The organism is Nocardia mexicana NBRC 108244, from assembly GCF_001613165.1.
GTDB classification, from domain to species: Bacteria; Actinomycetota; Actinomycetes; order Mycobacteriales; family Mycobacteriaceae; genus Nocardia; species Nocardia mexicana.
In genome coordinates this window covers 14,180-29,656 of record NZ_BDBV01000095.1, presented here as the reverse complement: position 1 = coordinate 29,656, position 15,477 = coordinate 14,180, and the positions used below count along the sequence as shown (strand labels likewise).

Below are 15,477 nucleotides of genomic sequence, written 5' to 3'. Positions count from 1 at the left end.
ATGGTCCGAGCAGGTGGGCGACGTCAGCGGGCACCTGCCGGGCGGGCGCCCGGGCGCGCGGGACCGGCAAGGCCGGGGTGCCGCACCGGGGAACGTCGGATAAATCGAAGAGAGCACAGCAGGATGCCGAACACCAGCGCGAAATCGGCCAAGGCCATTCGGGCCGCCGCGAAGTACTCGCCCGCAGGCAAGTCCGCAGGCGGCAAACGGCCCAAACGACAGATTCCGTGGCTGGCCATCGGCGCCGCCGCCGTCATCATCGCGCTGATCGGGGCGCTGGCGGTCTACCTGGTGCCCAAGTATCAGGAGAAGGCCGAGGCGGAGAAGTTCACCCCCACCGCCGACAAGAAGGATCCGTCCACCGAGATCTCCGGCGTGACCAAGAAGGACTATCCGGCGGGCCTGCACGTGCGGCCCGGGCAGCGGGTGGCCTACGACCAGAGCCCGCCGATGGGCGGCCCGCACGACGCCTCGTGGGCGAACTGCACCGGCGTGGTCTACCCCAAGCCCATCCGCACCGAGAACGCGGTGCACTCGCTCGAGCACGGCGCGGTGTGGATCGCCTACGACCCGGACCGGATCGACGGCGCCGCGGCCGACACGCTGAAACGGAAGGTGCAGGGGCAGCCCGCCATGCTGATGTCGCCCTATCCGGGCCTCGATTCGCCGATCGCCTTGCAGGCGTGGGGCCATCAGCTGAAGCTCGACAGCGCCGACGACAAGCGCATCGGCCAGTTCATCGCCGCGCTGCGGCTCAACCAGTACAGCTATCCCGAGGTCGGCGCCGACTGCGCGAACCCGACGTTCGACACCGACAACCCGCCGCCGTTCGACGCCACGCCCCCGGGCCCCGACGCGGTGCCGATCGACGGTAGGGGCCTCACGCCCGACCTCAGCGAAACGACCGGCGGCCTGCCCGGCGGGATCCCCGGGCTGCCCGGCATGCCGGGTGTTCCGGGCGGGCTGCCGGGCCAGGCGCTGCCAGGCGGGGCGATGCCCGGTGCGGCGCTGCCAGGCGGGGTGATGCCGGGTGACGCCCTGCCAGGTCAGCAGCCGGGCGGCGCCGCAGGGCGGCCGGGGCAGTGACCGAGGCCGAGAATGGCGTGGGCGGGGGTACCGAAAGCCCGCCGCAGCGACGTCGCCCGGCCCTGCTGGCACTGGTGGCGATCGTTCTTGTGCTGGTCGGCTGCGCGATAGGTGTAGCCGCGCGAATTCCATTGCAGGACAAGACCGATGCCGCCCCGAATGCCGTCGACACCGGATTCTGTCAGGACATGTCCGTGCACCACACCCAGGCGGTGCAGATGGCCGGGCTGGAGCTGTCCGGCGGCAGCGACGCCGACGTGCGGCGGCTGGCCTACGACATCCTCACCACGCAGCAGAACCAGGCCGGGCGGATGCAGGGCTGGCTGCAGCTGTGGGGGAAGCCGACGGTGAGCCCGGACGGCTACATGGGCTGGATGGAGTCGACCGGCGGGCACGACCACGGCGGGCAGCACGCGGGCCCGATGCCGTCGATGCCGGGCATGGCGAGCCCGGAGGAGATGGAGCAGCTGCGCCGCTCGACCGGCCCCGCGCTCGACACGCTGTTTCTGCAGCTCATGCTGCGGCACCATCAGGGCGGCATCCCGATGACGGACTACGCCGCAACCCGCGCCGACACCGACGCGGTGCGTTCACTGGCCACCGGCATGGGCGCCACCCAGCAGGGTGAGATACAGCTCATGACCCGGATGCTGGCCGCTCGCGGCGCCACTCCCCTCCCCCTCGGCTGACACCCCGGTCACCCCACTTTTTGGCGCACGCGGCCGGATGCGATACGCTTTCCCAGCCCGATCGGACAACGTAACCGAGAGGGTCCACCCCGCCCTCGTAGCTCAGGGGATAGAGCGTCTGCCTCCGGAGCAGAAGGCCGCAGGTTCGATTCCTGCCGAGGGCACAGTCACCGAAGCCCCTGACCAGCGAATGCTGATCGGGGGCTTACTCGTTCTCGCCCCGGTTAGCAGCTCGGCGCGGTGGGGCCCGATCCTGTTGCGTCGAGGGCGCGTTCGGCGATGGCGCGGACGAGTGGGACGAGTTCGGGCGGGTCGAGCAGGGTGTAGGGCATCGGCAGCAGCACGATGTTGAAGGCGACGTAGCGCGGGGCGTCGGGGTAGGTGGTGAGGATGCACGCTTGCTCGTCGGCCGGTTCGAGCATTCCCTGCCGAGCACCCACATGCCTGCGGGCGACGTCGATCGGTTCGTGAAGCAGCAGCCGGGCCTGCACGGTTCCGGTGCGGCGCAGCGAGCGGGTCAGCCAGCTCGCACCGTCCATCCCGTCGGGGAGTTCCCGCTCCGGGACGCGCACGCCGGTGCGGTGGATCGCGCTGATGCGGTCGAGCCGAAAGGTTCGCCAGTCGGAGCGGTCGTCGTCGAAGGCGATCAGATACCAGCGGCTGCCCGCGGCCACCAGCCGGTGCGGTTCGGCGAACCGCCTGGTGATCTCGCCACCAGGCTTGATGTGGGTGAAGCGCACCTTCTCGTGGGCACGGCACGCGGCCGCCAGGCCCGCCAGGATTTCGGGATCCACCTCAGCCCCGCCGCCGGTCGGGAGCACGTCGGCCTGCGACAGGTCCGAGACGCGCCGCCGGAGCCGGCCCGGCAGCACCTGTTCGAGTTTCGCCAGCGCCCGCAGCGAAGCGTCCTCGATACCGGTGACGGCCGACATCGCGCCGGTGCGCAAGCCGACCGCGATCGCGACGGCTTCCTCGTCGTCGAGGACCAGCGGTGGCAGCGCCGCGCCCGCGACCAGGCGATATCCGCCGATATTGCCCTGGGTGGCGTGCACCGGATACCCCAGTTCGCGGAGCCGTTCGATATCACGGCGGATGGTTCGGGCAGTGACCCGCAGACGTTCTGCGAGTTCGACGCCGGTCCACTCCCGCGGGGACTGCAGCAAAGACAGCAGATGCAACAAGCGGCCGGATGGATCGCGCATACGCCCATTCTGTCGCCCCAATAGGTCTTTGGGTGACCTATTGACCCCTTAGCGTCGATGAGACACGCAAGGAAGGGGTCATCGTGAAGGTTGCACTGCTGGGCACCAGCATCGCGCAGGCGCACGCCGCGGGTTTCCGGACACATCCGGAGGTCGAGGTGATCGTCTACGGTCATACGGCCGAGAAGGCCGAGCAGATGGGGAACCGATTCGGCTATCCGTTCACCGCGGACCTCGATTCGGTATTCGCCGATCCAGATATCGATCTCATCGATATCTGCCTGCCCACCCGCATGCACGCCGACCTCGTGCTGCGTGCCCTCGACGCCGGGAAGCACGTGCTGACGGAACTGCCGCTCGCGCCGAATATGACGGACGCTCGTGCGGTCGCCGAGGCCGCGGCGAACACCGACAGGCAGGTGTTCGTGGATATGTTCAATCGTTTCGTGCCGCAGAGCCGTCTGCTGGTCGACACCGTGCGCGGCGGTTCCCACGGCCGGCTGCGCCAACTGTCGGTCGAGATGAACACCGCCCTGCTGTGGCCGGGCGCGAGCATCGGCCTGCGGCAGATTCCGCTGGATTCGATGCTCGGCGATATCGACACGATCGTGCGTGCGCTAGGCGTGCCCGACGGGGTCTCGGTAGCCACGACGGAAAAGGACGCGGAGTCCGCTGCGGTGGACGTTCATCTCGACTACCCGGGCGCGCTGGTGCGTTGCTCCACGTCCTCCATGCTGCCGATGAGCTACGGCGCCCAGGGCGGTTACCGCGCCGTCTTCGACGACGGCACCCTGGAATGCGCCTTCACCATGGGCTTCGACGGCAAGCCCGCTTCCGTCGTCAGCGCCTACACCGCCGGGGGCGCGCAGCGGCTCGACATTCCGGCCGCCGACCAGTATTCGGCGATGATCGACCACGTCCTGGACTGCCTGAACGGCGAGGCCGCCAACATGATCGGGCCGCAGACCGTGCTCGACAGCCTCGATGTGACGCTGCGGATCGATAGGGCCGTGAACGGCTGATCCCCGCGCGTGCCGCACATCCAGGGCACAATGCGAAGTCGCGAAGTAACCGTCAGCCCGTCTGCGATTCATCCATCGATGAGGAGACCTCGATGCCCGCTGCTCGCACCTGTCGCGTGCTCGCCGCCGCCTTGGCCACGGGAGCTGCCCTGCTGCTCGCCGCGCCCGCGGCCCAGGCGGCACCCGCCTACGGAAAGTATGTCGCCCTGGGGGATTCCGCGGCGGCCGTGGGCACGGTGGATCGTCTGAAGCCCGGCAGCTCCCCGGGGTGCCTGCGGGCCGCGGACAACTACCCTTCGGTGCTGGCACGCACGCTGGGCGTCGCGAACTTCACCGATGTCAGCTGTGCGGGTGCACAGACCCAGCACATGACCGTGCCGCAGACGCCCCGGGTCGGGCCGCCGAATCCGGCGCAGTTCGAGGCGCTCACCGCCGACACCGATCTGGTCACGATCACCATCGGGGCCAACGACGTCGGCGCCACGAATATCAACACCCTCACCGCGGAGCAACTCGACACCGTGCGCGGCAACGTCGGCGCGGTGCTCGACGGGATCCACGCGCGCGCACCGCATGCCACCGTCGTCGTCACCACCTACCTGCGCTACCTGCCGGTCGGTGGTGGTTGCTACGGCCTCACCGATCAGGGTGGCATGCAACGGGTCACCGATACCCTGCGCGCGGTGGCGGCGACACACGACGCGCGCTTCGCCGACAACTTCGCGCTCACCGGGCACGGCATGTGCGAGCCGCCCGGCGCCAACTGGGTCGAGGGCCCGATTCCCTTCACACCCTCGGTTCCCTTGCACGCCAATGCGACCGGGCAGGCACACATCGCCTCGGTGGTCGCCGCCACGCTCGCCGATTGATCCGGGGAACGATGCGCACGGGGCCGGATAACCGTCCCCCGACCGGACGACGCCCAGCGAAGCGTCAGGCCGACTTGCTGCCCGCGAGTATGCGCTCCGCAAGGCCGTCCACCGCGCGCACGGCGATATCCGGGGCGAAGCGTGTCGCCAGCTCGATCATGGTGCCCGGATCCATGAATCGCGACGCCAGCCGGGCACCGGCGGGCGACAGACGCGACGCCAGGTAGACGACGCGGGCCTCGATCGGCGTCGGCGCGATCGCCGGATTGCGGGCGGCGATCCGAACGATATTGCGGCCCACCGTTTCCGGGCTGCGCGCGATCACCTTGGCCGCGAGCACGGAGATGTTCTTCCCCCGTTCGAGCATCTCCCTGTTGTCGCCGACCAGCCGCGCCGACGGATAGAACCCGGTATCGATGAAGGCCGGAAGAACAGCTGTCACACCCACTTCGGTCCCGGCGAACTCCAGACGCAGGCACTCGGTGAGCATCTGTGCCGCCGCCTTGCTGGTGCAATACGGGGTCGACAGCGGAATCGGGGTGATGGCGGCGGGCGAGGTCACATTCAGGATGCGGCCGCCCCGGCCGGACTCGATCATCCGCCGCCCGAACAGGCGGCTGCCGTGGTAGACGCCCCAGAAGTTGACCCCCATGATCTGCTTCCAGTCCTCGGCAGTGTGGTTCAGAAAGGGCCCGGCCGTGGTGAATCCGGCGTTGTTGACCAGAACGTGCGGCGCGCCGTGTGCGCCGTCCACCTCGTCGGCGAAGGACTCCATCGCGGCCCGATCCGCCACGTCGACCGCGTACGCGTGCGCCTGGCCACCGGCGGCCGCGATCAGGTCGACGGTCGAATTCGCGGCGTCGGTATTGATATCGCCGACGATGAGACGGGCGCCCCGCGCCGCGAATCGCCTCGCCGCGGCGCGGCCGATGCCGCTGCCCGCTCCGGTCACGATGACGAGCTTGCCGTCGAAGTTGGCCATGACCGCGCCCTTCACCCTCTTGTGGACTGTCCCAGACACTGTACGCTGGATGCACAGTGCCGACAAGGTTGCGGCCCACCGCCCGTGGCGGAGTCACCGATGGCGGCGTACCGAATTCCGAAGGGAGACAGCCGATGAAGGACTTTCATCCCGGAGTCGCAGTGGTCACGGGCGCGGGCAGCGGAATAGGGCGCGGCACTGCGAAAGCGCTGGCCGCGCACGGTGCGGAGCTGATCGTCGCCGATATCGATCGCGCGGCGGCCGACGACGCCGTCGCCGAGCTTCGCGATCTGGGCAGCAAGGCAACGGCTTACGAGCTCGACGTCGCCGATACGGCCGCGCTGGAGGAGTTCGCCGAGACCGTCCGCACCGCACACGGCGTGCCGGACGTCGTGGTGAACAACGCCGGAATCGTCGTCGGCGGACCCTTTCTGGACGTGCCTGTCGAGGACCTGGAGCGCATCATCGACATCAACCTGATGGCGATGATCCACGGGTGCCGCATCTTCGGGCAGCAGATGGTCGCGCGCGGCACGGGCGGGCATCTGGTGAACATCTCGTCGATGGCCGCCTTCGCTCCGGCGCCGTACGGCTGGCCGTACAGCATCTCCAAGTACGCGGTGAAGCATTTCAGCGAATGCCTCCGGGCCGAGCTGGCGCCCCACGGCATCGGTGTGACGGTGATCTGCCCGGGTCTCATCGCGACCAACCTCACCGCCACCGCGCGCATGGCATCGCTGACCGACCGGCAGGCCGATATCGGGCGGCGCCTCGCACTCGCGGGGCAGGCGCTGTTCGGCGCGGATCCCGACGGGGCGGGCCGGACGATCGTGCGTGCCATCCGCAAAAACATTGCGGTGGAACCGATCCGGCCCGAGGCGCGGATCTCCTATCCGCTGGCACGCCTGTTTCCGGGCGTTGTCCGCGCCGGAATGATCCTGGCGAGCGATCGCCGCGTCGAACGACTCGTGCGCCGGGTCATCGACGATCCTCGAACCGTCCACCTGGCGACGACCCTCGCCGACCGGCTCCCGCTCGGTACCGCCATCAGCACGCCCGAATCCGCATCGCGGACGGCATCGGTCTGAACCTGCCGGCCTGGTGACACACCCTGCCGACGAGATACCCTGTCTGGGACAGAACCAGGCGCTGACGGCCGCAGCGAGGCGTACCCGCAGCTCGAGGAGGTTGACGATGACCGCTACCGCCCCAGGGAGTTCGACCGGGCAGGTGGGACCCTCGACCCCCGACTTCGAGGTGGCCGTGATCGGCGCCGGACCCGGCGGCATCGCCGCCGCGGTGAAACTGCGCAAGGCCGGGCTGCGTGATTTCGTGGTGCTCGAGCGCGCCGACGACGTCGGTGGCAGCTGGTACGAGAACCACTATCCCGGCCTCGGGGTCGATATCCCCGGCGTCGCCTACCAGTACTCCTTCGCTCGAAATGCCAACTGGAGCAGGGTGTTTCCCCGCGGGGCGGAGGTCCGGCGCTACCATGCCGACGTCGCCCGGCGCTTCGGAATCTATCCGCACATCCGATTCGGCGTCGACGTGGCGAAGGAGCAGTGGGACGACGCGAACCACCTGTGGCGGCTGCATACCGCCGCAGGCGAGGTGATCACCGCGCGCTTCCTGATCAGCGCGGTCGGCGCCTTCGTGCGGCCCAAGGACGATCCGGGCATTCCCGGCCTGGCCGCATTCGGCGGGAAGATCCAGCGCCCGTCGGACTGGGACGACGAATACGACCACCGCGGCAAGCGCGTCGCGGTCATCGGCACCGGCGCCAGTTCCGTGCAGATCGTGCCCGCCATCTGCCGTGATGCCGCGAAACTCGAGGTGTTCCAACGGACTCCGGTCTGGTGCGCACCGAAGCCGGACTTCCGGGTCCCCCGCCTGGCGCAGCGGGTGCTCGGCATACCGGGGCTGGTCGCGGCCGGGCACGGGGCCGTGCTGGCCGTGGTCGACGCCGGGCTGCGGTTCGGCACCTCCGCCCCGCTCTGGTCGGCCAAGGCCGTCATGCGGACCTTCGACAGGGCGGCCATCACCGGGTATCGGCGGTATCTGCGAATGGTGGTGCGCGACAAGGACACCGCGAATCGGCTCGCACCGGACTACGGCCCGATCGCCAAGCGGCCGACCATGTCGACGGGATACATCCTGGCGTTCAACCGCGACAACGTCGACCTGGTGACCGAACCGATCGACCGAATCACCGAGCGCGGCATCCGCACTCGCGACGGCGCCGAGCACGACGTCGACATGATCGTGCTCGCCACCGGCTACGAGGTGTTCTCGGACCCGGAGACCTACCGGCCCGGCGCCATCGTCGGTCGCGACGGCTTCGATCTGGCCGAGTTCTACACCGCGCACGGCCTGCAGGCGTACCAGAGCGTTTCGCTGCCGGGCCTGCCGAACCGCTGGACGCTGGTCGGCCCGTATTCCTGGACCGGCAGCGGCTGGCACGCCTTCGTGGAGATGACCGCCGACCATGCGGTGCGCGCGATCAAGGAGGCCACCCGGCGCGGGGCCACCGTCATGGAGATCCGCCCCGATGTGCACGATGCCTATCATCGGCGCATCTATCGACGCGCGGCCGCGCTGCGCTACTACCTGGCCGACCTCAACGGCCACGTGCCGACGTATTACCGCAACTCCCAAGGGGATACGACCTATGTCCGCCCCTCGGGGTTCTTCGAGGCCAGCCGGGGCAACCGCCGCTTCCCGCTCGACGACTACAGCTACGAGCGCCTGGACCGCGAGTCCGAGACACCTCGCGCGACCCTGGTCTCCTGACCCCCGTCCCCCTTGGTCGCCACCGCGATCACATAGTCCAGCCACACCGACCACGCCCGCACCCCGCCGGTGCTGAACATCATGCGCAGCAACGGATTCACCTCGCGCATATCGGGATCACGCAGCCGCGTGCGCAGATACACCGACAGCGGCCGGTACACATCGCGCCGGATCGAGTACACCCGGACATCCTGGAAACCCGTCTCGCGCAAGGCATCACGATATCCCTCCCGGTCGAGCTGGTTCAGCACGCCGCGCCGGGGGACGATGTCGGCGGTCACCAGGCGACCACCGGGCTCCAGCACCCGCAACGACTCGGCGAAGAACCGCCGCTGCGACGGGAAGTGGAAAGGCGACTCCAGCGCCAGCACCTTCGTCACCGAGGCGTCGTCGCGGGGCAGCTCCATCGCCGAGGCTTGCACGTAGCGGATCCGATCGCCCAGCCCGGACGCCGCGACGCGCGCGTTCGCGGCCCGCACCTGCTCCGGCGCGACGTTCACCCCGATGATCTCCGCGCAGCCGAATTCCCTGGCCCACAGCAGATCCTGTTCGCCGTAACCGCAGCCGACGTCGAGGACCACATCGTCGGCACGCAGGAACGCCTCCCGGCCGAGCAGCCGCGCCAGTTCGACCGATGCCTCGTCCAGCGTGGCCGGATGGTGGCGCCAGTAGCCGAGGTTGATGTACAGCGAGTCCTCGCCGAACAGATTTCCGGTCCCGACCAGGTCGTACAGCCGCCCGATCCGCTCCGCCCGATCCGGCACGAGCGGCAGTGCGGCCAACCGCAGCCACTCCCGCGTCCAGCGCCGCATCCGGTGTTCCGTCGATGCGGCGGGGGTACTCGCCCTCGCTACCATACCCTCGACGATAAGCCGTCCCAGACAGTAGGTCAATCAAGGTCGTGCCGCCCCTGACCCGGCGTCGATGCGATGCGTCGTAGGCTCACCTCACCATGGATGCCTACTACCTACCCGACCCGGCGAATCCGAACCGCTTCGAATCCACCGAGCTCACCCGGGGGCCGTGGTCACCCCACGCTCAGCACGCGGGGCCGCCGTCCGCGCTGCTCGCGCACGTGATCGAGCGGTGCGAGCCGCGGGACGGTTTCCGCATCGGCAGGATCGCGGTGGAGATCCTGGGGCCGGTCCCGATCGCCCCGCTGACCGTCGAGGCCCGGGTGGTCCGCCCCGGCCGCAGCGTCGAAATGCTCGAGGCGACCCTGAGCTCCGACCAGGGGCCGGTGCTGAAGGCCACGGCGTGGCGGCTGCGGCAGGCGGAACCCGAACTCGAGCTGCCGCCCGAGGTGCTGCCGACCGGCGGCCACCCCGGGCCTGAAACCGGTAACGAGGAAGCACATTTCCCGTCCGACCAGCCGATCGGGTATCACACGAGTATCGACTTCCGGTTCCTCACAGGCGATTTCGCGGAACCGGGCCCGGCGGTGTGCTGGTTTCGGCTGCGGCAGCCCATCGTCGCCGGGACCAGCCCGAGCCCGTGGGAGCGCACCCTTGCGGCGGCGGATGCGGCCAGCGGCGTGAGCGCCACATTGGACTGGGGCCGTTACCTTTTCATCAACACCGATCTCACCGTGACCCTGCACCGCGAACCGGTCGACGAATGGATCTGCCTCGACGCGGTCACCTATCCGGACCGCGGCGGTATCGGCCTGGCGGAATCGCGCATCTACGACGAGAAGGGCGCGGTCGGCCGCAGCGTCCAGACACTGCTGCTCGCCAACCGGTAGGTCACGTGCCGCTCGACGCTATTCGTTCCGTTCCAGCCCCGAGATCACCAGCGATTCGTCGGTGGGCGGGAAGTCCAATTGCGATGCGCCGGGGCGGAATCCGGCCAGCTGGAGGGAGAGGTGGCGGCGCCAGGCGTCCGGGGCGCGATCGGCGGTGGCGTTGATCAAGCCGCGGACGGAGAGCACGCAGAGGAATACGTCGGTGAAGGTGAGGTCGTCTCGAATCTGCCCGGCCGCCTGAGCTTCGTGCAGCAGCGATCGGATCATCGCCCAGAATTGCGGCCTGCCGGGATCCTCGTCCGAAGAGAAGGTGTGCCACAGCAATTCGCGGTCGCGGTGATGGGATTGGATCTCGGCACAGACGCTCCACAGGCACGCCTCCAGCCCGAGGCCGGGGGGCTGCTCGGCCGCCGCAGCGGAACCGTGGCTCGCGATATCGGCGAGGATCTCCTGCCGCAGCGTCAGCAGGAGATCCTTCTTCGTGGGGAAATGCCGATACAGGGTGCCCATGCCGAGCCCGGCCCGGCGCGCGATCTCCTCGACACCGGCATCGAGACCCTGCTCGGCGTAGACCTCCCGGGCCGCCTCCAGCAGCAGCTGCCGATTGCGCAGGACGTCGCGGCGCACCGGCCGGCTACCGGCGCTCCCAGGCGGTTCGGGTGAGGTCATCGATGAGTCAACCTACGGCACCCGGGTCACCGCACGGGCAGCCGCATCGCCTCGTCGTAGCCGAGTTCCACGTCGTGGGTGATCTCTCTGCCGGTCACCGTGACGCTGCTGGTCACCGAGGGGTAGCCGCGGGCCACCACGACATAGTCGCCCGCGGGCAGGTCGGGCACGAGGTAGCGGCCGCCGTCGTCGGTGTGGGCGGTGGCGACCAGGCCGCCGGTCTCGTCCAGCACTGTGACCTGCGCATTCGATACCACCCGACCCTCGGCCTGCACCGCTCCGGCCAGGGTCGCCATCGGATCGAGCTCCGCGTCGTAGCGCAGCAGTCCGCTCTCGGGCACGGTCAGGGTCGCCGCGTGCGGACGCTGGTGTTCGGCGACTACGACCACGGTGTGCGTGCCCGAGGGGACGCCGCGGCAGACATAACTGCCGTCGTCGCCGCTGACCGCCGCCCCGACGACCTCCCCGCGCGCATCGGTCAACGTGACGGTCGCGCCCGCCACCGGTCCCCCGCCGACCCGGCGCACCGTGCCCGACAGCTGACCGGAGCTCGACAGCGTCAGGTCCACGTGCTGCGGTCGCGAACCGGCGACGACATTGACCGCCACCGGCTGATGTCCCTCGGCCGAAGCGATCAGCACGTAGCTGCCGGGGATCGCGACGGTGATGTGGTAGTTGCCATCGGCGGTGCTGTGCGTCCGTGAAACCTGATGTCCATGTTGATCGATCAGAGTCAGCGCGGCACCGGGCACCGGATCGCCGCTGTCGCGATGCAGGTAGCCCTCGATCGAAGCACCGGTAACCGACTGCGCCGGAACGGAATTCACCACGACCGGCTCCGATCTGCGGCCCGATCCGGCGGGCACGGCCTGATTCGCCGTCACGATGTGACCGGTATCCCGTTCGTGCGCAGCGGTTCCCGCGAGGTGCACGGCGGCACCAACGAGTTCCCCGGCAGCGGCGGGATCCACCACTGTCGGCTCGTTCGCCAACAGCTCCGTATCCACCGCTTCCTCGGACTTCGACCGTGACCGGCGGGACGGGATGATCATCGACGCCAGCACGGCCAGCAACGCCACCCCGCCCAGGAACCAGAAGACGTTGGTATAGCCGGAACCCGCGGGCAACCCGTGCGCGGTGTGTGCGCCCGAGGTCAGGATGACCGACGAGACCGCACTGCCGACCGCGCCGCCGACGGTACGCACGTTGGCGTTCATGCCGGTGGCCGCGCCGGTCTGCGCGGCGGGCACCGCGGAGACGATGATCGCCGGCATCGACGAGAACGCCATACCGATGCCCAGGCCGAGCAGCACCCCCGCCACCAGCACCTGCCAGACCTGATCGTGCCCGACGGCGACGATCCCGAAGGCCACGACGGTGAGGATGCTGCCGACCAGCACGATCATCTTCGGTCCGAACCACCGCGACATCGGCCCGATGGCCAGGCCGATCAGGAACATCGCCACCGACAGCGGCAGCATGTACAGCCCGGACTGCGTGATGCTGGCGCTCAGCCCATATCCCGCAATGGCTTTCGGAGTCTGGATCAGCTGCGGCAGGAAGGTCATCATCGCGTACATGGCGGCGCCGACCAGCACCGCGACCACGTTGGTGGTCCACACCGCCGGAATGCGCATGGTGCGCATATCAATCAGCGGCGACTTCGACCGCAGTTCGACGAAGACCCATGCGATCGCGCAGACGACGGCCGCCGCGAACAATCCGAGGGTGACTCCAGAGGTCCAGCCCCACGCCGGCCCCTTGCTGACCGCCAGCAGCAGCGCCACCAGCCAGGCCGACATCAAAAGCGCTGCGCCCCAACTGATCTTCCCCGGACTGCGCACGGGAGAGGCCGGCACGAGCAGCACGGCGGCCACCGCGGCCACGCCGCTCACGATCATCGGGATCCAGAACAGCCAGTGGTAGTTCAGGTGATCGGCGATCGGCCCGGCCAGTACCAGGCCGATGCCGGAGCCGACGGCGATCAGCGAGGAGGCGATCCCCACCGCGCCGTTCAGTTTGCGGGCCGGGAACTCGTCGCGGATGATGCCGAAGGCCAGCGGGATCACGCCACCGCCGAGGCCCTGGATCACGCGCGCGACGATCATCACGCTCACCGATTCGGTCAGCGCCGCGAGCAGCGAACCGCCGGCCAACGCGACCAGGGTGACCACCAGCATCTTTTCCTTGCCGACCTTGTCCCCGATCCGCCCCAGGATCGGGGTGGCCACCGAGGCGGACAGCAGATAGCCGGTCATCAGCCAGGTCGCGGTGTTCTGGTCGGTATGCAGCGCCGGGATCAGCAGCGAGAACACCGGCACGATCAGCGACTGCAACAGGCCGTAGGACGCGATGCCGAGCAGCAGCACGGCGAAGACGACGTTGTAATGCGGGCGGGTTTTCACGAGCGCCATGGGTCAGGTTTCTCCCCACGAGTAGAAGCGGAGCAATTCTCCGGTTCAAAACCCTAACAGGAAACGGAGAACGTTCTCCGTATCGCGGCTGTGATCTCACCCTCGTCCGATCGGGGAATATTCACCCGGCGCCGGGCGTGGCCGATCGCTGCGCTACGCGGCGGAGGTCAGATAGCGCTGCAGGGTGGGGCCCACGTCGGCGACGATCTGCGCCCGCGTCAGCGCCACCACCGGGGGCAAGCGCAGGACATAGCGACACAGCGCGAGGCCCAGCACCTGGGAGGCGATCAGCCCCGCCCGCCGGGGCGCATCGGCCGGATCGCCGATCCGCAGCACCACCGGGGTCAATTGGTGCGCGAAAACCTGCTGCAGGCGCTCGACCACCGCATCGTCGGTCACCGAGGACCGCAGCAGAGTCAACAGGATCTCGTTGCCCGGGGAGGAGTCCCACAGTTCTATGAAGCGCCGGGCCAGCAGTTCTCCCAGCGAATCCGGGTCCGCCCCGGCGAGGTCGGGCAGCGACAGGTCGACGTCGAGGGCGGCGTCGAACAGCCCCTCCTTGTTGCCGTAGTACCGCATCACCATCGACGGATCGATTCCGGCATCGGCGGCGATCGCGCGGATGGTGGCCTTGCGGAATCCGTCCTCGGCGAAGCGGCGGCGGGCCGCGTCGAGGATCGCGGCGCGGGTGCCGTCCGAGCGGCGGGGCGTATCGACGGTCATGCCAACAACTGTAGGCCAACAATTGTTGACAGACCAGCGCCGGGGACTTACCTTTATTGCCAACACACGTTGGCCAACACTTGTTGGCAAGCCAGAGGAGTCGTCATGAGCGCAATCCCCGCCACCACCTCGGTCGTGATCGTCGGCGCCGGGCCCGCCGGGCTCACCGCCGCCGTCGCCCTCGCCGACGCGGGTGTCGATTTCGTGCTGCTGGATCGGCAGGCCGAGGGCGCCAACACCTCTCGCGCCGCGGTCGTGCACGCCCGGACGCTCGAGGTGCTGAACGAGTTCGGCATCGCGGAGGAACTGCACGACCTCGGCGTCGAGGTACCGCGGTTCGTCATGCACGACGGCCCGGCGCGGCTGGCCACCATCCCGTTCGGCGGACTCCCCACGGCATTTCCCTACACGCTGATGGTCGGCCAGGAGACCACCGAGGCGGTACTGCTGTCCCGGCTGCACAAGGCGGGCGGCGAGGTGCACCGGCCGTACGAGGTCACCGCCGTGACCGGGGACGGCACGGGCGTCACCGTCGAATTCACCGATGCCGCAGGGACTTCCGGATCGATTCGGGCCGACTACGTGATCGGCGCCGACGGCATGCACAGCGTGGTCCGGGAGCAGGCGGGAATCGGATTCACCGGCGCCACCTACCCGGAATCGTTCGTGCTGGCGGATGTCCGGATGGATTGGATGGACTCGCGCGAGGAGGTGTCGTTGAACCTGTCCCCGGAGGGGGTCACGGTCGTCGCGCCGCTGCCCGGCGCGGACGGCGACCGGTACCGCGTGGTCGCCACGGTCGCCGAGGCGCCCCAGCACCCGACGCGCGACGACATCCAGTCGATCCTGGATGCGCGCCGACCGGGCGCCCGGATCCGAGAGGTGTTGTGGAGCTCGCGATTCCGTGTCCACCATCGGGTCGCGGACCGCTACCGGGCGGGGCGGATCTTCGTGGCGGGAGATGCCGCGCACGTGCACAGCCCGGCGGGCGGGCAAGGCATGAATACCGGCATCCAGGATGCGGCAGCCCTGGGCGCCCTGCTGGTGCGGGTACTGCGCGGCGAGCCGCAGGACTTGCTGGACGAGTACGAAAAGACCCGTCGCCCGGTCGCTCTCGACGTGGTCGCGTTCACCGACCGGATGACCCGAGGCGCCACCCTGCGCCCGCGCCCCGCCCGCATGGTGCGCAATATCGCGCTGCGGACCCTCACCCGCGTTCCGGCGGTGCGGCAGGCCCTCGCCTACCGCCTGGCCGAACTCGCCAACCGCTGACCTCTCCGAACCACG

At 69.1% G+C, this 15,477-nt stretch carries 14 protein-coding genes and 1 tRNA gene; 9 read left to right on the top strand and 6 right to left on the bottom strand.

The annotated features are described in order from the left end of the window. Window positions 1-123: 123 nt before the first annotated feature. The 3 genes from NM1_RS32630 to NM1_RS32620 all read left to right on the top strand — a co-directional run bounded on the left by NM1_RS32630 (window position 124) and on the right by NM1_RS32620 (window position 1,939). A complete protein-coding gene (locus NM1_RS32630) occupies window positions 124-1,086 on the top strand; it encodes a thioredoxin-like domain-containing protein (protein WP_068028948.1) in 963 nt (320 codons plus the stop codon). Continuing rightward, window positions 1,083-1,775 carry a DUF305 domain-containing protein gene (locus tag NM1_RS32625; RefSeq protein ID WP_068028945.1) on the top strand — a complete coding sequence of 231 codons (693 nt, stop codon included), beginning with the start codon at window positions 1,083-1,085 and terminating at the stop codon, window positions 1,773-1,775. The genes NM1_RS32630 and NM1_RS32625 overlap by 4 nt, the downstream gene beginning before the upstream one ends. A gap of 91 nt (window positions 1,776-1,866) precedes the next feature. Next, a tRNA-Arg gene (locus NM1_RS32620) sits at window positions 1,867-1,939 on the top strand. Window positions 1,940-1,999: 60 nt separating this feature from the next. Here the strand turns inward: NM1_RS32620 and NM1_RS43180 are convergent. Beyond that, complete coding sequence (locus NM1_RS43180) at window positions 2,000-2,977, bottom strand: helix-turn-helix transcriptional regulator (RefSeq protein WP_068028942.1); 978 nt, start codon at window positions 2,975-2,977, stop codon at window positions 2,000-2,002. A gap of 83 nt (window positions 2,978-3,060) precedes the next feature. Here NM1_RS43180 and NM1_RS32610 point away from each other — a divergent pair, with 83 nt between their 5' ends. Continuing rightward, a complete protein-coding gene (locus tag NM1_RS32610; protein WP_068028939.1) occupies window positions 3,061-3,999 on the top strand; it encodes a Gfo/Idh/MocA family protein in 939 nt (312 codons plus the stop codon). Between the two features lie 92 nt (window positions 4,000-4,091). After that, window positions 4,092-4,868 carry an SGNH/GDSL hydrolase family protein gene (locus tag NM1_RS32605; protein ID WP_084520265.1) on the top strand — a complete coding sequence of 259 codons (777 nt, stop codon included), beginning with the start codon at window positions 4,092-4,094 and terminating at the stop codon, window positions 4,866-4,868. Window positions 4,869-4,932: 64 nt separating this feature from the next. Here the strand turns inward: NM1_RS32605 and NM1_RS32600 are convergent, their stop codons facing one another. Then, window positions 4,933-5,850, bottom strand: coding sequence for an SDR family NAD(P)-dependent oxidoreductase (locus NM1_RS32600; RefSeq protein ID WP_068029047.1), 918 nt, complete (start codon window positions 5,848-5,850; stop codon window positions 4,933-4,935). A 134-nt stretch (window positions 5,851-5,984) separates the two neighbouring features. On the opposite strand from NM1_RS32600, the gene NM1_RS32595 reads away from it, so the two are divergent. Next, the gene (locus NM1_RS32595; protein ID WP_068028934.1) at window positions 5,985-6,938 is read left to right on the top strand and encodes an SDR family NAD(P)-dependent oxidoreductase; all 954 of its coding nucleotides are present in this window, start codon (window positions 5,985-5,987) and stop codon (window positions 6,936-6,938) included. Between the two features lie 142 nt (window positions 6,939-7,080). After that, the gene (locus NM1_RS32590) at window positions 7,081-8,640 is read left to right on the top strand and encodes a flavin-containing monooxygenase (protein WP_373864086.1); all 1,560 of its coding nucleotides are present in this window, start codon (window positions 7,081-7,083) and stop codon (window positions 8,638-8,640) included. On the opposite strand, the gene NM1_RS32585 is transcribed toward NM1_RS32590, so the two are convergent. Next, the gene (locus tag NM1_RS32585) at window positions 8,586-9,497 is read right to left on the bottom strand and encodes an SAM-dependent methyltransferase (RefSeq protein ID WP_084520263.1); all 912 of its coding nucleotides are present in this window, start codon (window positions 9,495-9,497) and stop codon (window positions 8,586-8,588) included. The genes NM1_RS32590 and NM1_RS32585 overlap by 55 nt on opposite strands. A gap of 95 nt (window positions 9,498-9,592) precedes the next feature. Here NM1_RS32585 and NM1_RS32580 point away from each other — a divergent pair, with 95 nt between their 5' ends. Then, complete coding sequence (locus NM1_RS32580) at window positions 9,593-10,384, top strand: thioesterase family protein (RefSeq protein ID WP_068028927.1); 792 nt, start codon at window positions 9,593-9,595, stop codon at window positions 10,382-10,384. An 18-nt stretch (window positions 10,385-10,402) separates the two neighbouring features. Here NM1_RS32580 and NM1_RS32575 read toward each other — a convergent pair whose 3' ends face one another. The 3 genes from NM1_RS32575 to NM1_RS32565 form a co-directional block, all read right to left on the bottom strand. Continuing rightward, window positions 10,403-11,053, bottom strand: coding sequence for a TetR/AcrR family transcriptional regulator (locus NM1_RS32575; RefSeq protein ID WP_068028924.1), 651 nt, complete (start codon window positions 11,051-11,053; stop codon window positions 10,403-10,405). A gap of 26 nt (window positions 11,054-11,079) precedes the next feature. Continuing rightward, window positions 11,080-13,467, bottom strand: a complete 2,388-nt coding sequence (locus tag NM1_RS32570) for an MFS transporter (protein ID WP_068028922.1) — start codon at window positions 13,465-13,467, stop codon at window positions 11,080-11,082. Between the two features lie 153 nt (window positions 13,468-13,620). Next, window positions 13,621-14,190 (bottom strand): TetR/AcrR family transcriptional regulator, encoded by a 570-nt coding sequence (locus tag NM1_RS32565; RefSeq protein WP_068028920.1) that lies wholly within the window; start codon window positions 14,188-14,190, stop codon window positions 13,621-13,623. A gap of 105 nt (window positions 14,191-14,295) precedes the next feature. On the opposite strand from NM1_RS32565, the gene NM1_RS32560 reads away from it, so the two are divergent. Beyond that, window positions 14,296-15,462: an FAD-dependent oxidoreductase gene (locus tag NM1_RS32560; RefSeq protein ID WP_068028917.1), complete on the top strand. Its 1,167-nt coding sequence runs from the start codon at window positions 14,296-14,298 to the stop codon at window positions 15,460-15,462. Window positions 15,463-15,477 lie beyond the last annotated feature (15 nt).